General features: G+C 71.3%; 19 protein-coding genes. 6 read left to right on the plus strand and 13 right to left on the minus strand.

The window, feature by feature from the left end; all coding sequences use genetic code 11:
- Positions 1 to 59 precede the first annotated feature (59 nt).
- Both ACQ860_RS01485 and ACQ860_RS01490 read right to left on the minus strand, forming a co-directional pair.
- Complete coding sequence (locus tag ACQ860_RS01485) at positions 60 to 767, minus strand: MarC family protein (RefSeq protein ID WP_431301637.1); 708 nt, start codon at positions 765 to 767, stop codon at positions 60 to 62.
- A gap of 16 nt (positions 768 to 783) precedes the next feature.
- Positions 784 to 3,012: a fused MFS/spermidine synthase gene (locus ACQ860_RS01490; RefSeq protein ID WP_431301638.1), complete on the minus strand. Its 2,229-nt coding sequence runs from the start codon at positions 3,010 to 3,012 to the stop codon at positions 784 to 786.
- 170 nt (positions 3,013 to 3,182) lie between these two features.
- On the opposite strand from ACQ860_RS01490, the gene ACQ860_RS01495 reads away from it, so the two are divergent.
- Positions 3,183 to 4,244, plus strand: a complete 1,062-nt coding sequence (locus ACQ860_RS01495) for an alcohol dehydrogenase (protein WP_431301639.1) — start codon at positions 3,183 to 3,185, stop codon at positions 4,242 to 4,244.
- Positions 4,244 to 5,185, plus strand: a complete 942-nt coding sequence (locus tag ACQ860_RS01500) for a Bug family tripartite tricarboxylate transporter substrate binding protein (protein WP_431301640.1) — start codon at positions 4,244 to 4,246, stop codon at positions 5,183 to 5,185. Before ACQ860_RS01495 ends, ACQ860_RS01500 begins: the two co-directional genes overlap by 1 nt.
- Before the next feature lie 81 nt (positions 5,186 to 5,266).
- Here the strand turns inward: ACQ860_RS01500 and ACQ860_RS01505 are convergent, their stop codons facing one another.
- The 6 genes from ACQ860_RS01505 to ACQ860_RS01530 are packed head-to-tail and all read right to left on the minus strand — an operon-like array spanning position 5,267 to position 11,163.
- On the minus strand, positions 5,267 to 6,238 hold the full coding sequence (locus ACQ860_RS01505; RefSeq protein WP_431301641.1) for an alpha/beta hydrolase: 972 nt from the start codon (positions 6,236 to 6,238) through the stop codon (positions 5,267 to 5,269).
- Positions 6,239 to 6,261: 23 nt separating this feature from the next.
- Complete coding sequence (locus ACQ860_RS01510; protein WP_431301642.1) at positions 6,262 to 7,350, minus strand: enolase C-terminal domain-like protein; 1,089 nt, start codon at positions 7,348 to 7,350, stop codon at positions 6,262 to 6,264.
- On the minus strand, positions 7,347 to 8,252 hold the full coding sequence (locus tag ACQ860_RS01515; RefSeq protein ID WP_431301643.1) for an SAM-dependent methyltransferase: 906 nt from the start codon (positions 8,250 to 8,252) through the stop codon (positions 7,347 to 7,349). The genes ACQ860_RS01510 and ACQ860_RS01515 overlap by 4 nt, the downstream gene beginning before the upstream one ends.
- Positions 8,249 to 8,581: a DUF423 domain-containing protein gene (locus ACQ860_RS01520; RefSeq protein ID WP_431301644.1), complete on the minus strand. Its 333-nt coding sequence runs from the start codon at positions 8,579 to 8,581 to the stop codon at positions 8,249 to 8,251. The genes ACQ860_RS01515 and ACQ860_RS01520 overlap by 4 nt, the downstream gene beginning before the upstream one ends.
- Before the next feature lie 9 nt (positions 8,582 to 8,590).
- Entirely contained in the window at positions 8,591 to 9,772 is a 1,182-nt protein-coding gene (locus tag ACQ860_RS01525; protein WP_431301645.1) for an O-antigen ligase family protein, read from the minus strand.
- A complete protein-coding gene (locus ACQ860_RS01530) occupies positions 9,769 to 11,163 on the minus strand; it encodes an aspartate aminotransferase family protein (RefSeq protein WP_431301646.1) in 1,395 nt (464 codons plus the stop codon). Before ACQ860_RS01530 ends, ACQ860_RS01525 begins: the two co-directional genes overlap by 4 nt.
- An 80-nt stretch (positions 11,164 to 11,243) precedes the next feature.
- Between ACQ860_RS01530 and ACQ860_RS01535 the strand changes: the two genes are divergently transcribed.
- Genes ACQ860_RS01535 through ACQ860_RS01550 form a run of 4 tightly spaced genes read left to right on the plus strand, consistent with a single transcriptional unit; the run spans position 11,244 to position 16,625 of the window.
- Entirely contained in the window at positions 11,244 to 13,532 is a 2,289-nt protein-coding gene (locus tag ACQ860_RS01535; protein WP_431301647.1) for a molybdopterin-dependent oxidoreductase, read from the plus strand.
- Positions 13,529 to 14,938: a PhoX family protein gene (locus ACQ860_RS01540; RefSeq protein WP_431301648.1), complete on the plus strand. Its 1,410-nt coding sequence runs from the start codon at positions 13,529 to 13,531 to the stop codon at positions 14,936 to 14,938. The genes ACQ860_RS01535 and ACQ860_RS01540 overlap by 4 nt, the downstream gene beginning before the upstream one ends.
- On the plus strand, positions 14,935 to 15,603 hold the full coding sequence (locus ACQ860_RS01545; RefSeq protein ID WP_431301649.1) for a hypothetical protein: 669 nt from the start codon (positions 14,935 to 14,937) through the stop codon (positions 15,601 to 15,603). Before ACQ860_RS01540 ends, ACQ860_RS01545 begins: the two co-directional genes overlap by 4 nt.
- Positions 15,604 to 15,650: 47 nt before the next feature.
- The gene (locus ACQ860_RS01550) at positions 15,651 to 16,625 is read left to right on the plus strand and encodes a Bug family tripartite tricarboxylate transporter substrate binding protein (RefSeq protein ID WP_431301650.1); all 975 of its coding nucleotides are present in this window, start codon (positions 15,651 to 15,653) and stop codon (positions 16,623 to 16,625) included.
- A 95-nt stretch (positions 16,626 to 16,720) separates the two neighbouring features.
- On the opposite strand, the gene ACQ860_RS01555 is transcribed toward ACQ860_RS01550, so the two are convergent.
- From ACQ860_RS01555 to ACQ860_RS01575, 5 genes are all read right to left on the minus strand, one after another.
- Complete coding sequence (locus tag ACQ860_RS01555; RefSeq protein ID WP_431301651.1) at positions 16,721 to 19,006, minus strand: xanthine dehydrogenase family protein molybdopterin-binding subunit; 2,286 nt, start codon at positions 19,004 to 19,006, stop codon at positions 16,721 to 16,723.
- Between the two features lie 98 nt (positions 19,007 to 19,104).
- Positions 19,105 to 19,866 carry a heme ABC transporter ATP-binding protein gene (locus ACQ860_RS01560; RefSeq protein ID WP_431301652.1) on the minus strand — a complete coding sequence of 254 codons (762 nt, stop codon included), beginning with the start codon at positions 19,864 to 19,866 and terminating at the stop codon, positions 19,105 to 19,107.
- Positions 19,863 to 20,861, minus strand: a complete 999-nt coding sequence (locus tag ACQ860_RS01565; protein ID WP_431301653.1) for a FecCD family ABC transporter permease — start codon at positions 20,859 to 20,861, stop codon at positions 19,863 to 19,865. The genes ACQ860_RS01560 and ACQ860_RS01565 overlap by 4 nt, the downstream gene beginning before the upstream one ends.
- Positions 20,861 to 21,721: a heme/hemin ABC transporter substrate-binding protein gene (locus tag ACQ860_RS01570; RefSeq protein ID WP_431301654.1), complete on the minus strand. Its 861-nt coding sequence runs from the start codon at positions 21,719 to 21,721 to the stop codon at positions 20,861 to 20,863. The genes ACQ860_RS01565 and ACQ860_RS01570 overlap by 1 nt, the downstream gene beginning before the upstream one ends.
- On the minus strand, positions 21,718 to 22,734 hold the full coding sequence (locus ACQ860_RS01575) for a hemin-degrading factor (protein ID WP_431301655.1): 1,017 nt from the start codon (positions 22,732 to 22,734) through the stop codon (positions 21,718 to 21,720). The genes ACQ860_RS01570 and ACQ860_RS01575 overlap by 4 nt, the downstream gene beginning before the upstream one ends.
- Between the last annotated feature and the right edge of the window lie 4 nt (positions 22,735 to 22,738).

A 22,738-nucleotide genomic window follows, 5' to 3' on the forward strand; every position in this document is an offset into this window, starting at 1 on the left:
CCCCTGTGCGTTGTTGGCGGGAAGGCTATGTGCGGGGACGCAGCGAAGCAAGGCGGTGTTCAGAGCCGCAGCACGAGGACCCCCGTCGCGGCCAGCGCCTGGAATATGATCAGCAGGCCGAGCGCCACCTGCGTCACGCCCAGTACGATGGCGAAGATCTGCAACGCCGTCCCCGCATGCTTGAGGATGGTGTGGGCCGCCAGCATGGCGAGCCAGTCCAGCAGCAGGATCACACCCACCAGCCCCGCGATGACGAGCTGCGCCGCGTGATCGCCCTCGGCCAGGCTGACGAAGATGATGACGGCGGCGATGCCGTAGGGGGTGACGATGGTCGGGAAGGCCAGCGGATTGATCGCCATGGCCATCTCGGGCTTGCGGGTCTCGGCGCGTGGCGGATCGGCGGTCTTGAATTGCGCCAGCAGCGTCTGGAGCGCAACGAGGAACAGCACCAGCCCGCCGGTCAGTGCCAGGATCGGGATCGGGATGTTGAAGTTGCGCAGCATCTGGTGGCCGATGCTGCCCGCCAGCACCAGCGCCGCGGCCGAAAACAGGATGGCGCGGGTGGCAAGCCGGCGGCGGAAGGCGGGTTCCGTCCCCCGCGTCATCGCCACGAAGGGGCCCAGGATCTTGAGCGGCCCGATCATCAGGAAGAGCAGCGCGAAGACCCGCTGCGCGGGCACCGCATGGGTGAAGCTCTTCCCTGTATCCAACGCGGCCATGGCCGGGCTCGCCAGGAAGAGGCCGGTGATGATCAGGCGCCAGGTCATGCCGCGGCCTCGCCCATCAGGGGCGCGGCCACCAACTGTGCAGCTGCGCGTGGTTCAGGAAGAACTCGTCCCGTGGGAACATGTCGGTCAGTGGCGGCGCCACACGGGGCGTGGCCGGCGTCCAGACCGTGACCTCGCCATCCACGAGCTTCGCGAGATCCGTCACCTCGGGATTGCCGCGCCGGGCGAAGGCCAGCACCTCGGGCTGGCGCAGCGCGGCCAGCAGTGCCGCCTGGTCGAGCGGGATGGGGCGGTCGCTGCCGATCATGACGTTCACCGGGCGCAACAGCACGGCGTAGGGAAAGGCGGCGGCGAAGGTGTCCACCACGCGCCAGGTGGGCGCCCATTGCACGTAGAGCCCGCCCGGCGCCAGGCGGCCGCGCACCTGCCCGAGGAACTCCGCGCTGTAGAGCAGGCCGGAATGGGAGGATTGCGGGCGGATCGCATCGGCCTCGATCACGTCATAGAGGCCCGCGCCGCGTGTCAGCGCCCGCCGCCCGTCCCCGTATTCCAGGCGCACCCGCGGGTCGGAAACCAGGGCGGCCACGCCCGATTGCGGGCGTTCGCGCGCAATCTCCTCCAGCGCGTCCAGCACGGGCTTGATCAGCTCGATGGCGCGGATCTCGCGCGTGGCGGGGTTGACCATGGCGCCATAGGGGGTGCCGCCGGAGCCCACGCCGATGGCCAGCACGCGCTGCGGGTCGGGGTGGATCATCGGCCCCAGCATGCCGAGCAGGATGTGCGTATCCAGGAAGGGCACGAAGCCCTGGCCATGGCCCATGATGAAGAAGCGCCCCGGCGCGCGTCCCTCGCCCTCGCCACGCTCACGCCAGAAGGCGACGCCGGAGCGGTCCTCGCCCCAGGCGGATTCCACCTGCGGCGGCAGACCATGCATGCGGGACCAGAAATCCTGGTTGCTCGGCACCGCGATGGCGATCAGGGCGGTGAGGCCCGCCAGGACGAGCGTGGCCGGCCGCGAGGCTTGCGCCTTCATCACCCAGAAACCCAGCAGCGCGAGCGAGAGGATCGCCAGGAGCAGCAGCGTGCCCATGATGCCGAAGAGGTGGAAGGTCAGCAGCCCCGTGGCGATCGAGCCCGCCGCATTGCCCAGGATGTTGGCGAGCTGCACCCAGCCGACGCGCGCGCCCACGCTGGCCAGATCCTGTTGCACGGCGCGCTGCACGAAGGGGAAGGTCATCCCGATGATGAAGGAGGGGGGGGCCACCACCGCGACGATGATGGCCGTCGAGATCGCGATCTCGCGCGGGTTGAAGCGGTCGAAATCCACCGCCATCACGTCCTTCAGCGGCGAGAGGCCCATCATCCACCAGAGCAGGCCGAGGAGTGCGACACCCAGCACGAAGCCCGCTCCCTGGGTCAGGAAGAAGGCGGGCCGCGGGTCCGGCATGGTGCGGACCATGCGCGAGGCGAGCGACATGCCGAGGCCGTCGGCCAGCAGGAAGACGCCCAGCACCGTCGGGAAGAGATAGGCGTGGTACTGGCCCACCTGGCCCAGCATGCGGACCCAGATGATCTCCAGCGCGACGATGACATAGCCCGAGAGGAAGACGAGGACGCACCACAGCGCGAGCCCGCCGAAGGGCTCCGCGGCCGCCACGGCCTGGCGCGCCGGCGGCGGCGGGGTCTCGCGCGAGAGGCCGGGCAGCAGCGTCAGTGCCAGGGCGGCGGCCACGATGTCGAGCCCGGCGGCGAAGGTGAGGGCGGCGACGAAGCCGAGGCTGCCCACGATGAACCAGCCGCCGATCAGCGCGCCAAGGCCGGCGCCCAGCGTGTTCAGGCTGTAGAGCGTGCCGATCCGGCTGGCCACGCTCGCGAGGTCCGTCGCCACCGCACGGGCCAGGAAGGGGAGCGAGGCGCCCATCAGCGTGGTGGGGATGACGAGGCCCGCGAAGCAGAGCGCGAAGATCGCCGCCGGCTGCTCCACGGCGTCCGAAAGGCCGATCGCGATCAGGTCATAGAGGAAGAACTTGGACAGCAGCGCGCAGACCGCGACCCCCGCCTCGCAGAGCGCGAAGCCCAGCAGCGCGCGATGCGGCGAAAGCCGGTCCGCCAGCTTCGCCCCGATGATGGAGCCGAGGCCCAGTCCCGCCAGGAAGGCGCCCACCACCAGCGCGGCCGAGACCGTGTCGGAGCCTGCGAAGACGCCCAGCATGCGCTGCCAGATGATCTGGCACAGCAGGGCGGCGAAGCCCGAACAGAAGAAGGCGACCATCAGCCGTGTCATCGGCGTGCGAACTCCAGCAAACCATCCGCACCTGCTCCCGGCAGGCGGCGGCAATATGGCCGCTTCATGTCAGCCCCGCCATCCCGGGACCGCCCCGGGGAGATGATTGACCGGAGGGGGTCAAAGGGTTTCCCATGCCTCCAACCGAAAACACCGAGGGAGAGACGAAGATGCGCGCCTGGGCCGTGACCGAACTGGGCAAGCCGCTGCAGGAGATCGAGCTGCCCACCCCTGAGCCGCAGGGCGACGAGGTGCTGCTGGAAGTGACCCATGCCGGCGTCTGCCATTCCGACCTGCACATCTGGGAGGGCGAGTACGATCTGGGCACGCGCGGCAAGCTCAAGATGTCCGACCGTGGGCTGAAGCTGCCGCTCGCCATGGGGCATGAGATCGTGGGCCGCGTGGTGAAATGGGGGGCCGGCGCCAAGGGGCAGGGGCTGAAGAAGGGGCAGATCCGGCTCGTCTTCCCCTGGGTCGGCTGCGGGAACTGCGCGCGCTGCAAGGCGGATGAGGAGAATCTCTGCGCCGTGAAGCCCCGGGCGCTCGGCGTCTTCCAGAACGGCGGCTACGCCACCCATGTGCTGGCGACGCATTGGAAGCACCTGATTCCGATTGATGGCCTCGATCCGGCGCTCGCCGCCACCTATGCCTGTTCGGGCGTCACCGTCTATTCGGCGATCCGCAAGCTGGCGCCGATCGGCAAGAGTGATCCCATCGTGATCATCGGCGCGGGCGGGCTGGGGCTGAACGCCATCGCCATCCTGAAGGCCATGGGCCACAAGCGCATCTGCGCGGTGGATGTGGACGAGGCGAAGCTCGCCGCGGCCAAGGAACAAGGTGCGACCGAGACGGTGCTGGCGGGCGGCGACACGGCGCAGCACATCATCCAGGCGTGCGGTGGCCCGGTGCTCGGCATCATCGACCTGGTCAACGGCACGAAGACCGCGATGGCCGCCTTCGACGCGCTGGCCAAGGGCGGCAAGCTCGTCCAGGTCGGCCTCTTCGGGGGCGAGATGCGGGTGCCGCTCCCGCTGATGCCGATGAAGGCGCTGACCATCCAGGGCAGCTATGTGGGCAGCCTGAAGGAGCTGAAGGCGCTTGTGACGCTGGCGCAGAAGGGCAAGATCCCGGGCATCCCGATCACGCTGGAAAAGCGGGAGAACGCCAATGCGGCCCTGATGCGCCTGCGCGACGGCAAGGTGACGGGCCGCACGATCCTGGTCGCCTCGTGATGTCCACGCGCCGTGCCCTGCTGGCCGCGTCGGCGCTGCTGCCGGGCGCGGCCCTGGCGCAAGCGCGGCCGGTGACCATCACCGTGCCCTTCCCCCCGGGCGGCTCGACCGACGTCACCGCCCGCATCCTGGCCGAGCGCATGGCGGGCCCGCTCGGCCTGCCCGTGCAGGTCGAGAACCGGCCTGGGGCCGCCACCGTCATCGGCGCCGAATTCGTGGCGCGCGCGGCGGCGGATGGGCATACGGTGCTGATCGCCTCGGGCTCCACGCTGACGATCAACCCGCACATCGTCCGCAACATCCCCTACCGGGCCGAGGATTTCGCGCCGGTCACGCTGATCTCGACGCTGCCCTTCGCCATCGTGGCGCGGCCGGATGGGCCGGCGAACCTGCAGGCGCTGATGACCCGCGCCGCGGCCGCGCCCAATACCATCACCTACGGCACCAACGGCCCCTCAAGCTTCAACAACATCGCCATGCTGCTGGTGAACGAGGCCTTCGGTGTCCGCATGCAGGACGTGACCTATCGCGGCGATGCCGCACAGGTGGCGGATTTCCTGGGTGGGCGGCTTGATCTGCTCGTGGTGGGCGGCAGCACGGGGCTGGCCATGCATCGCGCCGGGCAGGGCCGCATCCTCGCATGGACGGGCGATCGCCGCATGCCGGGCAATGAGGAGGTGCCGCTGGTGGCCGATCTCCGCCCCGGCACGGTGGCGCAGACCTGGTTCGGCCTGCTGGTGCCCGCCCGCACGCCGGCCGCGATGGTGCAGCGCCTGAACGCGGCGGCCGTCCAGGCCATCCGCACGGAGGATTTCCGCGCGCGGCTGCTGACGGAGGGCATCTTCGCCATCGGCAGCACGCCGGAGGAATTCGCGAGCTTCCTCCGCACGGAGAGCGAGCGCTGGGGCCCGCTGCTCCGGCGGATGAACATCACCGGTTAGAGCATGATCCGCTGAGGCCACAGGCCGAGGCGGTTCATCATCCTCTCGGCGAAGCTCAGTTCGTGGTCCGCCAAAGGCGGATCACGAACTGAAACGGGCTTTCAGCCAGGCGCCGGCCAGCTCCACCGCGCGATCCGCCGCTCCCACGCGGCCGAGCGCGCGGAGGAAGCCATGCACCGTGCCCCGGAAAAGCTCCGTCTCCAGTGGCACGCCGGCCGCGCGCAGCTTCTCGGCGAAGGCCAGGTTTTCCGCGCAAAGCACGTCCAGCTCCGCGATGTGCAGCAAGGTCGGCGGCAGTACGGCCAGGTTGCCGCGCATGGGCGATGCGACGGGGGAGGCGCGCGCCACCAGATCCGGGCAATAGGCGTCCCAGTAGAAGCGCATCTTGGCCAGCGTCAGCCCGTAGCCATCGGCGAAATCCTGGTAGGTCCTGGTGTCCAGCCGATGGTCGAAGACGCCGTAGTTCAGCAGCAGGCCGGCGAGCGGGATGGGCGCCGCCTGCTCGGCATTGAGCAGCGCGAGGCCGGAGGCGAGGTTCGCCCCCGCGCTGTCGCCGCCCAGGATGATGCGGCTGGGGTCGAGGCCGAGTTCCGCGCCGCGCGTCGCCACATGGCGCAGCACGGCGTGGCATTCCTCGATCGCCTGCGGGAAGACCGCCTCCGGGCTCAGCGCGTAGTCGGGGCCGAGCACGGCGCAGCCGCTGGCGGCGGCATAGCTGCGCATCAGCCGGTCATGCGTGTCGATGCTGCCCCAGACCCAGCCGCCGCCATGCATGTAGATGAGCACGGGCAGGTTCGGGTCGTTGCTCGGGCGATGGAAGCGGACCTGCATGCGCCGCCCGCGGATGGGCAGCAGCAGGTCGCGGCTTTCCGCCATGACGGGCCCGCCCTCGGAGAGATGGACCTGGGGCCCGTCATTGATCCGGCGCGGCTCGTCGAAGGGCGCGCTGCGCGGCGGGTTGGGCAGGATGATGGGCGGATAGCCCGCCATCTGCTGCGCCATATAGGCGGTGAAGGCCGCCATTTCGGGGTCCATGCGCGGGTCTTCGGCCATGTGTTTCGTTTCCTCTTGGTGGTTCAGGCGTCGGCGGCGTGGCGGGCGAGTGCCGCCTCATCCCATTCAAGCCCGAGCCCGGGACGATCAGGCGGCAGCGCGCAGCCGGCCTCGATCCGCAGTGGCTCGCGCAGCAGCGCGCCGGCGATGTCCAGGTGCTCCAGGTAATGCCTGAGCGGGCAGACGCTCAGCAGATGCGCGCTCGCCTCGATGAAGATGTGGGAGGAAAGCGGCACGCGATGCGCGGCCGCCAGGGGCATGCCGCGCAGGAAGCCTGTGGCGCCGCCCATCTTCATCACGTCGGGCATGCAGAGGTCGGTCGCGCGCGCGGCGAGGCTGCGAGCCATGCCGGTCACCCCCCACCAGTTCTCGCCGCCCTGCACGGGCATCTCCAACTGGTCGGCGAGCCAGGCGAGACCCTCGTCATCGGTGACATGGAGCGGCTCCTCCATCCAGCGCACGCCCTCGGCCTGGAGGGCGAGGCCGCGCTTCAGCGCCTCGGGCCGGTCGAGCCCCTGGTTGTAGTCGATCAGGATCTCGACCTCCGGCCCGACCGCGTCGCGCAGGGCGCGCACCGTCTCGAGATCGCCCGCGATGCTCGGCGCCCCCAGCTTGCACTTCACCGCCCGGAACCCGTGCTGCGCGACCGCGCGCCCGCCTTCCTCCGCCAGCATGGCGGGCCCCCAGCCGCGCAGGCTGCCATAGGCCGGGATGGGCGAGAGATCGCCGCCCCAGAGGCGCGCGAGCGGCAGGCCCACGCTTTGGCCCAGCGCATCCCACAGCGCCATGTCGAGCACCGAGATCGCCATCATCACCAGCCCCTCGGCGCCCAGCAGCCGGTTGGCGTTCAGCATCTCGTCCCAGATCTTCTGGGGCGCGACCTCACGCCCGACGAGGCCGGCGCCGAGGTTGCGCGTGAGTGCGGCGAGCGGCCCCAACGCCGCCGGCGCATAGGCGAAGGCATAGGCGGTGCCACGCGGCCCTTGCTCGGTCTGCACCTCGGCGATGACCAGCGGCGCACGGGGGATCACGTTCAGGCTGTTGCGCAGCGGCGGGTCCATGGGCGCATCCAGCGCGCGGATGCTGATGCTTCGGATGGTGAGAGCGGTCATGGCATGTCCTCCGCGAGCCGCACGAAGGTCAGCTCATGCTTGTTGTGCGCCGAGTGGAAGAGGCGCGCGCCCGGGATGGCCGCGAATTGCGCCGCCGCCGCATGGTCCGTCTCGCCCTGGAACTTCACCGAGCAGAAGATGTTGCGCGCGACACCCTGCCAGCGCGTCACCAGCGCGAGGAGGCGCGCGGGGTAGCAGATCACGTCGCTGAACAGCCATTCCACCGGCTCGGGCGGCAGTGCGAAGGCGCTCTCCTGCCGCCAGGTGACGTTGGGCATGGCCATGACGCGCTCCTCCAGCGGCGCCTTGTCCACCGCCGTGACGCGCGCGCCCAATTGCGCCAGCGCCCATGTCCAGCCGCCGGGCGAGGCGCCGAGATCGAGGCAGGCCTCGCCCGCCGCCGGGTGCCGCCCGATCCGCACCAGCCCTTCCCAGAGCTTGAGATAGGCGCGGGACGGCGGGCCTTCGCGATCCTCCACGAAGCGCGGCGCGCCGCCAGGGAAGGGCGAGGATTTGGTGGGCGAGGCCAGGATCAGCTCGGGCGCCAGCAGCGTCCAGCCGCCCAGATGCCCGGTGGGCGCGGGCTCAGGGAAGGCCAGCGGCCGCGCCTTCACGGGTGGCAGGCGTTCCTCGATCAGCGCTGCGCGGCGGTGATGCAGCGCGGGCACAAGCGACCAGTTGCGCTGGATGGCGCGCAGCCCATCGGCCGCGAGCTTCACCGACGGGGCCGGGATCTCGCGCGGATCATCCCAGACATCCAGCGCCCAGGCGGCCGGCGCGGGCGGATCGGGCGAGAGGGCGAGGCGGCCATGCCAGGCGGAGACGCGCCGGCCGGAGAGCTCCAGCTCCTCGGCGAGGGGCCGTTCCAGCCCCTCATCGGCGAGATAGGCGGCGCGGATCATCGGCGCCACGCCAGCACGGCGAGCAGCAGCCAGCCGCCGATCATCGTCATGCCGCCGATGGGCGCGACAGGCCCGAGCGAGACGCCCGCGAAGGCACGGATCAGCACCGCGCCGCTGAACAGCGTGAGGCCGGCCAGGAGAACCGAAGCGACCACGCCGCCGCGCCCCCAGAGGGCAAGTCCGATGAAGGCCGGCGCATGCCAGCCCAGCAGCATGGCGACATTCTGCACCATGGCGCGCGACTCGAGATCGGCATGGGCGGCAATGGCAGCGAGTGCGACGGCGAGCCCGCCACAAAGCCCCGCCGCGCTGAACCAGAAACGTTGCATCGGCAGAAGTTAGGCCGGCTTGCGCGCGCCCACCAGCGGCGCGCTCACCGCCGCCAGCATCAGCCCCGCCACCCACCAATATTGCCACATGCCATAGCTGAGGAGCGAGATGACCAGCGCCGCCGCGAAGGCCCCGCAGGCGGCCGGATTGCGGCAGGCGAGCGCCACCAGCGTCAGCAGCAGCGCCATCAGCGCGGCGCCCACCGCGCCGAGTTCCAGCCAGATCTGCAGGGGCATGTTGTGCGGGTGCAGCGGCAGCATCTGCTGGTGGATGAACCAGTGATGCGCGTTCTCGCCGGTGAGGCCGAAGGCGGTGCGCGTCTCCTGGCTGGTGCGCCCGGCGCCGCCGGGAATGGCGCGGCTGCTGTCCATGCCCCAGCCCAGAACGGGCCGCTCCGCGATTCGTTCGGCGGTGAAATCCCAGATCAGCAGCCGATGCGCGGCCGAGAAGGGCAGGGCGCTCACATCGCGCGGCAGCGCCGCCCCCAGCACCCAGGGCAGCGCCAGCACCAGCACGGCGACGGTTCCGGCGAGGCTCACGCGCGTCACACGCGGCGCCACCGTCGCCGCCATGCCCACCGCAAGCCCGGCCAGCACGGCGAGCTTGGCGCTCTCGCCCGGCAGCAGCAGGGCCACGACGGCACCCGAGACGCCTAGCGTGATGCGGAGGAAGCGCGGCAGACTGGGCGCGAAGACGGCGAGCGGCAGCAGCAGCGCGATGACCGAGGCCGCATTCTTCAACCCGTAGGAGAGCGTGAGCGGCGCCTCGCGCAGCCCGCGCACCGCGGCCCGCAGCGCATGGCCGGAAAGGTCATCCAAGAGCGCGGCCGCGATGCCCAGCGCAAGGCCGAGCGCCGCCGCGCGCGGGATCAAGGGCGAGAGTGGCACGCCGCGCAGCGCATCGGCGGCCAGCACGGCCAGCCCCAGGGTTGCACCCAATCGGAGCACGCTGTCGGCCACGCGCCCGGCTTCCGGCGCCCAGAGCATGGAGAGCGCCGCCCAACCCAGCAGCCCAACCGCCGGCCAGACCAGCAGGGGCGGCGCCGAGGGCCGCCAGCCCGCGCGCCAGCCCGCCAGGATCACGCCGCCAAAGGCCAGCAGCGCGATCGGGGCCAGCGTGCGGTTCTGCAGCACGATGACGAAGGGAACCGCCGCCAGCGCCACCGCCAGCGGCCAGAGCCGGTTGTTCAAACCGCCGTGATGCTCTCGCGGCGCAACTGCACCGTGAGGTCATCCAGCGCGCGGCCGAAGCGGTCGAGCATGTCGTTCACCTCGTCCGCCGTGATGATGAGCGGCGGGGAGAAGGCGATGCCATCCCCCGGCAGGGCGCGCATGATCAACCCGTGGCCTTCGGCGATCTTCACGAGGCGCGGCCCGATCTTCACCGCCGGGTCGAAATTCGCCCGCGTCTCCTTGTTGGAGACGAACTCCACGGCGCCGATCATGCCCACGCCCCGGATCTCACCCACCAGCGGATGGTCGCCGAAGCGGCGGCGCAGGCCCTCCTGCATCACCGGCCCCACCTTCCGGACATGGCCGACCAGGTCCATCTCGTCATAGATCTTCAGCGTCTCGACCGCGACGGCGGCCGGAACCGGGTGGCCTGAATAGGTGTAGCCATGCCCGAAGGTGCCAAGCCCCGCCGAGCCATCGGCCAGGCCCTGGAAGACGCGGTCATTCACCATCACGGCCGAGATCGGCAGGAAGCTGCTGCTCAGCGCCTTGGCGCAGGTCAGGATGTCGGGCTGCATGTTGAAGGTCTGGCAGCCCCAGTAGCTGCCGGTGCGCCCGAAGCCGCAGATCACCTCGTCGGCCACGAAGAGCACGTCATGCCGGCGCAGCACCGCCTGGATCTTCTCGAAATAGCCGGCGGGCGGGACGATGACGCCGCCCGCACCCATGATGGGCTCGGCGAAGAAGGCGGCGACCGTCTCCGGGCCCTCCCGGACGATCATCTCCTCCAGCTCGTTCGCGAGGCGCGTGGTGAACTGGTCCTCGCTCTCGCCGGGCAGGGCGCAGTGGTAGTAGTGCGGCGTGCCGGTGTGCAGGATGCCCTGGATCGGCAGATCGAAGAGCTTGTGATTGTAGGGCAGGCCGGTCAGCGAGGCCGAGGCCACGGTCACGCCGTGATAGCCCTTGATGCGGGCGATGATCTTCTTCTTCTCCGGCCGCCCGATGGCGTTGTTGAAGTACCAGATCATCTTCACCGCGGTGTCATTCGCCTCGGAGCCCGAGTTGCAGAAGAACACCTTGCTCATCGGCACCGGCGCGCGCTCGATCAGCATCTCTGCGAGATCAATGGCGGGCTCGTGGCTGCGGCCGGTGAAGGCGTGGTAGAAGGGCAGCTGGCGCATTTGCTTCAACGCCGCCTGCACGAGGCGCTCATTGTCGAAGCCGAGCGAGGCGCACCAGAGGCCCGCCACCGTCTCGATATAGGCGTTGCCCTGCTCGTCGAAGACGCGCACGCCCTCGCCGCGAGTGATGACGAGCGGCCCGTTCTTCTGGTGGGCGCGGGCATCCGTATAGGGATGCAGGACGTTGGCGATGTCGCGGGCGGCGTTGGAATTGCGCGGCGGGGTCATGGAGGCATCCTTTGTGCTTCCCCGCAGTCTATCCGCCCCGGCGCTTCGCGGAAGGGGAGAATGGGGGCAATATCCGTCCCATGACCGAGATCAAGCCGCACGCCGCCCATTGGGGCTTCTTCGACGCCGTGACCGAGGGCGGGCGCCTCGTCGCCGTGCGGCCTTTCGCACGGGACCCGGTGCCGGCGACGCTCATCGACTCCATGCCGGCCACGGTCCACAGCGCCGCCCGGGTGGACCAGCCCTATGTGCGCAAGGGCTGGCTGGAGGGCCGCCGCGCCGGCCAGGCCCGCGGGGCTGATCCCTTCGTGCCGGTGAGCTGGGACCGTGTCACGCGCCTGCTGGCCGAGGAGACCGCCCGCATCCGCGCCGAGCACGGCGATGCCGCGATCTATGGCGGTTCCTATGGCTGGTCCTCGGCCGGGCGCTTTCATCACGCGAAGAGCCAGCTGCAGCGCTATCTGGGCCTGGGCGGCGGCTACACCACCTCGATCAATGCCTATTCCTATGCGACGGCCCAGGCGCTGATCCCGCATGTGGTCGGCACGAATGAAATCGTGCTGGGCCGCATGACGGATTGGGCCGCCATCGCGCAGCACGCGAAGCTCATGCTCTGCTTCGGTGGGCTGGCGGCCAAGAACGGCTATGTCACCTCGGGCGGGGCCGCCATGACCTATGGCCCCAACATGCGCGCCGCCCGCGCCGCCGGCCTCAGATTCGTGAACATCTCGCCCTATCGCGGCGACACCGAGGACGCCTTGGCGGCCGAATGGGTGCCGATCCGCCCCGGCACGGATGCGGCGATGATCCTCGCCATGATCCAGCACATCATGGCCCTCGGCCGCGAGGATCGCGGCTTCCTCGCCACACATTGCGTGGGCTGGGACAAGCTGGCGCCCACGCTGGCCGGGAAGACACCCGAATGGGCCGAAGGGCTGACCGGCGTGCCTGCCGCCACCATCCGCGACCTCGCCGAGCAATGCCTGGCCCAGCCAACCATGCTCACCGCCGCCTGGTCGCTGCAACGCGCCGATTACGGCGAGCAGCCCTACTGGGCGCTGATCGCGCTGGCCGCGGCACTCGGCAATATCGGCAAGCCGGGGCAGGGGGTGGCCTTCGGCTATGGCTCCTCGGGCGGCATCGGCAATCCGCGGCGGGAGATGCCGAGCATCTCGCTGCCCGCCACGCGCAACCCGGTCTCGCACTTCATCCCCGTGGGCCGCGTCACGGAACTGCTGGAACGGCCGGGCGGCACGCTGCACTACAATGGTCGGGACCTCGCGCTGCCCGATATCCGCATGGTCTGGTGGGCCGGCGGCAACCCCTTCCACCATCACCAGGACCTCAACCGCCTGCTGCGCGCCTGGGCGAAGCCCGAGACCATCGTGGTGCAGGAGCCCTGGTGGACCGCGCTCGCCCGCCATGCCGACATCGTGCTGCCCGCCACCACCACGCTGGAGCGCAACGACATCGCACATTCCTCGCGCGACCGCTTCGTGCGCGCCATGCACCAGGCGATCCCGCCGCAGGGCCTTGCGCGCAACGACCACGACATCCTGGCCGACCTGGCCGATGCGCAGGGATTCCGCGCCCGCTTCACCGAGCAGCGCGACGAGGGCGCCTGGCTGCGCTTCCTCTACGACAAGTGGCGCACCGCCTGCGCCCGACAGGGCTTTGCCGCACCTGATTTCGACAGCTTCTGGGCGGAGGGCCATGTCGAGATGCCGCCCATCGAGGCGCATGAGGCCTTCACACAGTTCAGCGATTTCGCCGCCGACCCCGAGGCGAATCCGCTCGACACGCCCTCGGGCAAGGTGGAGCTCTTCTCCGAGACCATCGCGGCGTTCCAACGCCCCGATTGCCCGGGCCACCCCACCTGGTTCACGCCGCGCGAATGGCTGGGGGCGGCCGCCGCCGATGAACTCCACCTGCTGAGCCAGCAGCCGCCGACCCGCCTGCATTCGCAGCTCGATCCCGGGCCCATCGCAGCCGCCGACAAGATCCAGGGCCGCGAGCCCATCCGCATGCACCCCGAGGATGCGGCCGCGCGCGGCCTCGCCGAGGGCCAGGTGGTGCGCGTCTTCAACGCGCGCGGCGCCTGCCTCGCCGGCGTGCGCTGCGATGCGAACCTCACGCGCGGCGTCGTCCTGCTCGCGACAGGCGCCTGGTTCGACCCGCTGGAGCCCGGCGTCCCGGGCAGCCTCTGCGTGCATGGCAACCCGAATGTGCTGACGGCCGATATCGGCACCTCGAGCCTGACGCAGGGCCCCTCCGCCCAATCCTGCCTCGTGCGTGTCGAGGCCTGGACCGCGCCTCTTCCGCCCGTCCGTTCCTTCCAGCCTCCGGTGATCGAGGAGATGCCCGCATGATCCACCGCCGCGCCCTTCTCGCCACGCCAGCGCTGATCCCCGCCATCGCCGCCGCGCAGACCGCCCCCACCGTAAAGCAGGATGACACCGTCGGCGCCGGCCTGCGCCGTGGCGTCCTGATCCGCTGGGGTGACCGCGTGACCTTCGACGCGCCCCCCTTCGACCCGGGCAACCTGGATGCCGAGGGCGCCTCCGCCCAATTCGGCTGGGATGCGCGCATCGCCGCCCAGGTGATCCCGCCCATGGCGGCGGATGGCGTCACGCGCGCCATCCTCGCCATCGCGCATCCGACGGTGGAGGCGGCCATGGCCTTCCCCGGCGGCGCGGACCGGCCGGCGGTGGCGGCGCAGATGCAGGGCGCCTCGCTCCTCAACCTCGAGGTCCAGGGCGGGCGCTGGATCGTGGTGGATGGCGGCTTCCAATCGCGCCGCCTGACGGCCTCCACCCTCTGTCGCGTCTCGGGGCCCCTGGCCGAGCAGGTCGGCTCCTCCGTGCTCGGCGTGCTGGGTGTGAATGGCGGTGCCGCCACGCCCTGGGGTTCGCTGCTGCTGGCGGAGGGCGACCCGGCGCTCTGGTCCGCGCGCCTCGGCGGCCTGGACCGCCGCTTCCAGCGTGGCGATGGCTTCGGATGGCTCGTCGAACTCGACCCGCTCGACCCGCAATCCATCCCGGTGAAGCGCACGGCACTCGGCCGTTTCGGCAAGGCGGATGCGGCGGCGGCGCAGGCGCGCGGCGGCCAGGCGGTGGTCTATGTGGCCGAGCGCGGGGCAGGGGGCTACCTCTTCCGCTTCGTCTCGGCCGGGCCGGCCAGCGGGCCGGATGCGCTGGACAATGGGACGCTCAGCGTCGCGCAATTGCAGAATGCCCGCATCACCTGGGTGGCCCTGCCGCAGGGTGCGGCCGCCAACCCCGTGGATGCGGCGCGCGCGGCGGGTGCGATGGCCTTCGACGCGCCCTCCGGCCTCTCCTGGGATGCGCGCGGCAATCGTCTGATCTTCACGGGGGGCTTCGGCGTGCTCACCTTCACGCCCGATGGTGGCGACCCGGCGGCGGCCGGCATGGCTGGCAACATGATCAACACACAGGGCCTCGGCGCCGTCCAGACCGCCACGGCCGATGCGCGCGGGCGGTTGCTCATCGGCACCGACACGGGTGGGCCGGTCGGCACCACGGCGCAGACGCTCTGGGCCGTGGATGCGGGCGGCAATGCCACCATGCTCTACGGCGCGGCACGGGCGGCCGGCATCGGCAATGCGGTCATGGCCCCGGATGGCGGCACCATCTTCACCGTGGCGCGCCGTCCGGGGGCGGAGCCGGGTGCGACCTTCGCCCGCCCCTCCACCCGCTGGCCGCAATTCGAGCCCGGCATCCCGCCGCGCTCCGCGCTGCTCTCGCTCGCGCGATGATCCTGCACGGCCCGAGGGTTCTGGGCACCATCACGCCCTCGGGCAATACGGTGGTGGAGGGGGTGACGCAGGCCGCGCTGCGCGAGGTCAGGGATGTGCTGCCCATCTTCGCGCGCATCCCCGTGCACGGCACGAGCGACCCTTTCCCCGACAGCTACGACCTGGACGGCATGCTGCGCGCGGCCGAACTGCTGAGCCACGCTAAGCCCGGCGTCATCCTGTGGAACGGCAGCAAGGGCGGGGCCATCGGGCTGGATCACGACCGCGATCTGGCACGGCGCATCACGGCCGCGACGGGGATTCCCGCCACCACCTCGGGCCTGGCGCTCGAGGCCGCGCTGGCCGCCCGGGGCCCGACGCGCATCGGCCTGATCACGCCCTATAGTGACGCCTACCAGGCCAAGCTCATCGCTTCCTTCGCCGCACGCGGCTGGAATGTCACCGCCGAGGACCATCTGGGCCTCTCCGACAACCTCTCCTACGCCGCGACCTCGCGCGAGGTGATCGCGGCCCAGGCCGCGCGCGCGGCACCGGATTGCGACGTGCTGCTGGGCTGGTGCACCAACTACCCCGTGCCGCTGATCGGCGAGGAGTATGCGGGCCGGCCTGTCTGGGACGCGACGCTGCTGGGCCTCAGGGCTGCGCTCGAGATGTTCAGCGCGTAATCCGGCATGAATGATGCAGGGTTCCTCCGTTGATGGAGGTCCAGCCCATGCGTCGTCGTCAATTGCCCCTGCTTGCGGCACCCCTGTGCCTTCCCGCTGTGCAGGCCCGTGCCCAGGGCGCCTGGCCCACGCGGCCGGTGCGCATCGTCGTCTCCTTCCCGCCGGGCGGCTCGTCGGACATCACGGCGCGGCTGCTGGCCGAGCAGTACTCCGCCGCCTTCAACCAGCGCTTCGTGGTGGACAACCGCCCCGGCGCCGGCGGCACGCTCTCGGCGCTGCATGTCGCCCAGCAGCCGGCCGATGGCTATACGCTCTTCCTCTCGAACACGGCGCCCATCACCACCTCGCCGCCGCTCTATCCGCAGGCGGGGTATGATCCGGTCCGCAGCTTCACCTACGTCACCTATATCGGCGCGGCGCCGGCCGCGATCGTGGTCAATCCGCGCTTCGTCCCCGCGACAGACGTGCCCTCGCTCATCGCCTGGATCCGCGCGCAGCCCAGTCCGCCGGGCTTCGGCAGCTCAGGCGCGGGCTCTGTCGGGCATATCTATGGCGAGATGTTCCAGCGCGCCGCGAATGTGCAGATGACGCATGTGCCCTACCGCGGCAGCGCGCCCCTGCTGCCCGACCTGCTGAACGGCCAGGTGCCGCTCGCCTTCGACACCATGCCCCAATATCTCGAGCATTTCGCGGCCGGGCGCCTGCGCGGCCTCGCCATCAGCGCGGCCGAGCGCAACCCGATGGCGCCCACGCTGCCGGCCATGCCGGAACTCGGCTTTCCCACGGTGGTCGTGCTGAATTGGGTCGGCATCTCCGGGCCCGCCAACCTGCCCGCGCCCATCGTCGAGCGGCTGAACGAGGCGACGCAGGCGGCACTGCGCAGCGAACAGGTGCGGCCGCGCCTGCTCGACCATGCCATAGCGCCCACGCCGCTGGCCCCCGCCGCCTTCACCGCCTTCGTCCAGCGCGACGTGGCCGAGGTGGGGGGCATGATCCGCGCGCTCGGGATTACCGCAGGCTAGACCGCGCCGCGTTCAGGCCGCGCGGTCTAGCCGCTGCCGAGAGGGTGATCCGGCGTTGCGGCGATTCCGCCGCAACGCATCATCCTCAGACTGGCCTATTCGGCCGCCTGCCGCATCGCCAGCGCCCGCCACACCTTCTCGGGTGTCACCGGCATGTCAATGTGGCTGATGCCCAGCGCATCGCAAACGGCACTCACCACCGCCGGCGGCGCCCCGCAGGAACCGCCTTCGCCGGCCCCCTTCACGCCCAAATCGTTGGAGGGGCAGGGGACCACGTTCAGCCCGACCTCCAGATGCGGCAGGTCGGCCGCGCGCGGCATGCAGTAGTCCTGGAAGGTCGCCGTCAGGAACTGGCCGCTCTCGTCATCGTAGCGCGCATGCTCGTAGAGCGCCTGGCCGATGCCCGAGACGATGCCGCCATGGCACTGGCCATGCACCAGCATGGGGTTCAGCGGCACGCCCACATCATCCACCGCGGCATAGCGCACCACGCTCACCATGCCGGTGTCGGGATCCACCTCCACCTCGGCCACGTGGCAGCCATTGGGGAAGTTGCACTCGGTGTTGCGCTTGTAGAGCAGCTCCTCATCCAGGCCCGGCGTCTCGTCCGGAATGCCCTCGGCGGCGGCGAGCTGCGCCCAGGTCATCGTGCGGTCGGTGCCCGCGATGCGGAAGATCTCGCCCTCATGCTCGATATCGGCCTCGGCCGCTTCCAGCAGATGGGCGGCGAGGCGCCGCGCCTTGGCCAGCACCATCTCCGAGGCGCGCGAGACCGCCACGCCGCCCATCTGCGAGGAGCGGCTGCCGCCCGTGCCGCCGCCGGCCGGCGTCAGGTCGCTGTCGCCCTGGACGAGCTTCACCTTCTCGAAGGGGATGCCGAGGCGCGCATGCAGCACCTGGGCGAAGGCCGTCTCATGCCCCTGGCCATGGCTGAAGGTGCCGACATGCACCAGCGCCTCGCCCTCGGGGGTGATGCGCACGCGGGCCCATTCGGCCGGCTGCCCGCCCGAGGCCTCGATGAAATAGCCGATGCCGCGCCCGCGCAGCTTGCCGGCGCGCTGGCTTTCGGCGCGGCGGGCGTCGAAGCCCTGCCAGTCCATCAGCGCCAGCGCCTGGGCCTGCGTCTCCTCGAAGCGGCCGCTGTCGATCTCATTGCCCGCGCAGTTGATGTAGGGGATCTGCTCGGGCTTCACGTAGTTGCGGTTGCGGATCTCGGCCGGCGTGATGCCGAAGGCGCGGGCGCCCTGGTCCAGCAGGCGCTCGATCACATAGGCCGTCTCGGGGCGGCCGGCGCCGCGATAGGCGTCGGTCGGCGCGGTGTTGGTGAAGGCGCAGCGGACATTGATGCTGACATCCTGCATGTCATAGACCGTGCCCTGGATGCGCCCGCCCGCGACGGTCGGAATGCGCGGGCCGAAGTCGAAGAGGTAGGCGCCCATGGCGGCCACCGTCTCCACCTTCATGCCGAGAATTTTGCCGTTGGCATCGAAGGCCATCTCGGCATGGGTCACATGGTCGCGCCCATGCGGATCACACAGGAAGGTTTCTGTCCGGTCCGCGCGCCACTTCACCGGTCGGCCGGTGCGCCTGGCCGCCCAGAGCACCATCGCACTCTCCGGGAAGAGCTTGCCGCGCAGGCCGAAGCCGCCGCCGACATCCGGGGAGATGACGCGTACCTGCTCCTTCGGGAGCTTGAAGATGAACTTGGCGAGGCTCTCGCGCACGCGCACCACGCCCTGCGTCGGCGAGTGCAGGGTGAAGTGGTTCTCCGCCGGGTCGTATTCGCCCAGCGCCACGCGCGGCTCCATCGGATTGCCGACGAGGCGGTTGTTCACCAGGTCCACGCTGACCGTCTTGGCCGCGCGCGCGAAGGCGGCCTCGGCCTGCGCTTCGCGCCCGTTAGACCAGTGCACGCAGAGATTGGAGCCGCGCTCGGGCCAGATCACGGGCGCGCTCGCGTCCAGCGCCGTCGCCGTGTCGGTGATGCTGGGCAGGATGTCGTAATCCACCTCGATCATCTCGGCCGCGTCCTGCGCCTCGGCGCGGGTCTCGGCCACGACGATGGCGACCGGGTCGCCCACGAAGCGCACCGCCTCCGTCTGCAGGATGTGGCGCTCGGGGCACCAGAGCGGCTTGCCGTCCTTGCCCGGCACCTCGACCATCACGGGAAACAGGCCGAGGCCATCGGCCTTGGCATCATGCCCCGTCAGCACCGCGATCACGCCCGGCGCGGCCTGGGCGGCGTCCGTGCTGATCGAGAGGATCTTCGCATGCGCGTGCGGGCTGCGCAGCACCACCATCCAGGCCTGGTTCTCGCGATTGATGTCGTCCGTGTAGAGGCCCGTGCCGGTCAGCAGCCGCACATCTTCCTTGCGTCGCACCGATTGGCCAATTCCGAACTTGTCCATCCGCTCATCTCCCCTGGGTTCGGGGCAAACTAGAGCATGATCGCCCGCGGTGAAATCACCGGGGGCGCGATTCATCCCTGGACGAAGATCGTGGCTCCGCCCGCCGGGTCGGGGACGCGCCTCAGCCGCACGCCGTAGGTGGCGCTCAGCAGCGCGCCATCCAGCATCTCGCGCGCTGGCCCCGCCGCCAGCGGCACACCCTCCCGCAGCAGCAGGACATGGGTGGCGTGGCGTGCGGCCAGGTGCAGGTCATGCAGCACCATCACCACCGCCGCCCCCTCGGCCGCGCGCGCCTGCGCCACCTCCAGGATGCGGTGCTGGTGGCGCAGGTCGAGGCTCGCCGTGGGTTCATCCAGCATCAGCAGGCTCTCGCCCGGCCGAGTTCCGTGCAGCTGGGCCAGCACGCGGGCCAACTGAACGCGCTGCGCCTCGCCGCCCGAGAGCGTGCCGTACCAGCGCCCCGCGAGGTGTTCGGCCCCGGCCGCGACCAGTGCCGCCTCCACCCCCGCCTCGCCGCCGCCCCAGGGAATCCGGCCGAGTGCCACCACCTCCCGCGCGCGGAGCGGGAAGGCCAGCGCGCTGGCCTGCGGCATGACGGCGCGGTGCCGCGCCATCTCGCGCGCCGGCCATTGCGGCAGAGCGCGGCCGAGCAGGCGAACCTCACCCGCATCGGGCCGCATCTCACCCGCGAGGCAGCGCAGCAGGGTGGACTTGCCCGCCCCATTCGCCCCCAGCACGGCCAGCACCTCGCCCGGGCCCACGCGCAGGCTGGGCACGTCCAGCAGAACGCGCCCGGCGCGCGCCACGCGCAGCCCTTGCGCCGAGAGGATCATCGCACCCCCCGCTCGCCGCGCAGCAGCAGGACGAGAAACACCGGCGCCCCCAGCAGTGCGGTGACGAGACCGATCGGCAATTCGGCGGGCGCGACCGCGGTGCGCGCCAGTCCATCGGCGGCGGCCAGCAGCAGCGCCCCCATCAGCGCCGAGGCCGGCAGCACCCAGCGATGGCCCGCGCCACCCGCGAGCCGCACGAGATGCGGCGCCACCATGCCGACGAAGCCGATCAGCCCCGTCGCCGCCACCGCGCCGCCGACGGCGAATGCCACCAGTCCCACCGCGCCCCATTTCAGCCATTCCACCCGGATGCCGAGGCTCGCCGCCTCGCGTTCGCCCAGGATCAGCGCATCGAGCCCGCGCGCCAGGGCAGGGGCGGCCAGCAGCAGCGGCAGGCCCGCCAGCAGCGTCGCCCCCAGCACCGGCCAGGTGGCGCCGGCGGCCGAGCCCATGGTCCAGAAGGTCACGTCCCGCAGCTGCATGTCATCGGCCGCGTAGATGATCGCCGAGGTGCCCGCACCCGCGAAGGCGTTCAGCACGATGCCCGCCAGCAGCAGCCCGGCCACCCCCACCTGGCGCTCGCGCAGGGCCAGCAGCAGGACCAGCGCCGTGACGAGCAGCGCGCCCGCGAAGGCGGCCAGCGCCACCGCATGCGGGCGCAGCGGCGGCGGCACATGCGGCAGCAGCAGCACGATCATCGCCACCGCCCCGAAGGCCCCGCCGGCCGAGACGCCGAGCAGGCCCGGATCCGCCAGCGGATTGCGGAAGAGCCCCTGCATCACGGCGCCCGAAAGCCCCAGCGCCGCCCCGGCGAGGGCCGCCAGCAGCGTGCGCGGCAGGCGCAGCCCCCAGATGATGGCGTGATCTGCCCCGATGCCCGAGCCGAGCACCGCCCCCACCACCCGCCAGGGCGGGATGGGCACGGCGCCCACGCCCAGCAGCAGCGCGAGGGTGACGAGGGTAAGGCCACCCAGCAGGGGCAGGCGAAGCGCCATCACAGCCAGGGCCGCTCCGGCAGCGGGGGCAGGGTGACGCCGCGCAGCGCGCCGGCCATGTCGCGCGCCGCATGGGCGCTGCGCGGGCCGAAGCCCAGCAGGTAGAGGCTGTCCTGCGTGTAGAGCCGCCCGGCGCGCGCGGCCGGCAGCAGGGCGAGCTGCGGCTGCGCCAGGAAGGTGGCCTCGCCGCCCCGCGCCTCCACGCTGTGCCGCGGCGCCACCAGCCAGTCGGCGCCCAGCGTCAGCGCCGCCTCGGGCGAGAGCGGCCGATAGCCCTCATAGCCCTCGACGACGTTGCGGATGCGCGCGAGGCCGAACATCGCCGCCGCCGCCGTGCCGCGCCCCGAGGCCTGCGGCGCGCCATTGCCGGCCGAGAGCAGGAAGAGCGCGCGCGGCGGCGGCCCACCCGGCAGCATGGCCGTGAGCGCCGCGAAATCCGCGGCCAGCGCGCGCGTCACCGGCGCGGGGTCCACCCCCAGCGCCTCGCCCAGGGCGGTGATCGCGGCGATCAGCTGCCAGGCATCGGCGATGCGCGGCACGGGCAGCAGCGGCAGCCCCGCCGCGCGCAGCTGCGCCAGCACCGGGGGCGGCCCCGCCTCATGCGCATGCACCAGCATGTCGGGCCGGAGCGAGAGAATCCCCTCGGCCGAGAGTGCCCGCTGATAGCCGAGCTGCGGCAAGGCGCGCAGCCGGGCCGGGTGCAGCGCGGTGGAATCCACGCCGCAGAGGGACGCCTCCAGCCCCAGCGCGCAGAGCATCTCGGCCACGCCGCCGCCGGCGACGGCGATGCGCGGCGGCGCGGCCCGCGCGAGGGCGGGGGCCGCCAGCAGACCCGCGGTCAGAAGGCGTCGCGTGATCAAGCCGCCGCCTCCCGCGCATGCGCCTCGGCCACGTCGGAGGCCAGGCGCCGCCAATCCTCGCGCTCGGCCTGGCCGGGCTTGCGGGCGCCGAACAGCATCGCGACGGTCTCGCCCGCCGCGTCCAGCAGCTCGATGCTGGTCACCGCGCCATCCTCGGTGGGCTTCACCACGCGCCAGGCCTCGGCCACCCCCGCCTCGCGCAGGTGCAGGTTGAACATCGGGTCCAGCACGTTGAACCAGCCGGGTGTGGCCACCAGCCGCTGCACCGGGCCGGTGTGGATCTGGATGGCGTTGCGGTTGCCGACGAAGACCATGATCGGCACCGCGCGCGCGGCCGCGAGTTCCAGCGTGGCGCGCGCCGCGCCGGGGGCCAGCGGCTGCGCCAGATCCTCGCCGGCCAGGCGGAAGGCCTGGCGGCGGCTCGCCTTGTGGCGGTTCAGCAGGCCGAAGAAGTCATGCGTGTCGCGCAGCGCGAGCCATTCGGAACGCAGGGCGCGGGCATCCACCTCCGTCTCGGGCTTGGGCGGGGCTTTGGGGGCGGCCTCAAGCGGCGGCGCTGCGGCGGCGAGGCTGGTGAAGCTCTCCACGAGGCTGGCCCAGGCCGCGCGATCGGTGCGTTCGGTGGCGAAGACCTTGTGCACCGCCTCGCCATCCACGTCGAATATCTGGATCGAGGGGCGCTCGCCCGCGATCGCGAAGGCGTGCGCCCAGCGGCGGGTGAAGAGGCGCAGGTCAATGTCGGGGCCCGTGACCAGGATATGGCCGGGCCCCGCCGAGACTTCCTCGAAGCGGCCATGGCGTTCATGCACCGCATGCGCGTTGCGGGTCAGCGCCATGATGCTGCCGAGCGCGGGCAGGGCGGCGAAGAGGGCGGACCAGTCGGGCCGCAGCGTGGTGGCGCCCTGGAGGGCGACCAGCGCGGCCTCGGTGGTGCCGAGGCGCTCGGCGGCGTCGCGGATGCGCATGCGGGGCTCCTCACGCATCAGTTCGTCATGGCGGGCGCTGAGATTCATGGTC

Origin of the sequence: Sediminicoccus sp. BL-A-41-H5, assembly GCF_050632405.1 — a bacterium.
Taxonomy (GTDB): Bacteria; Pseudomonadota; Alphaproteobacteria; order Acetobacterales; family Acetobacteraceae; genus Roseococcus.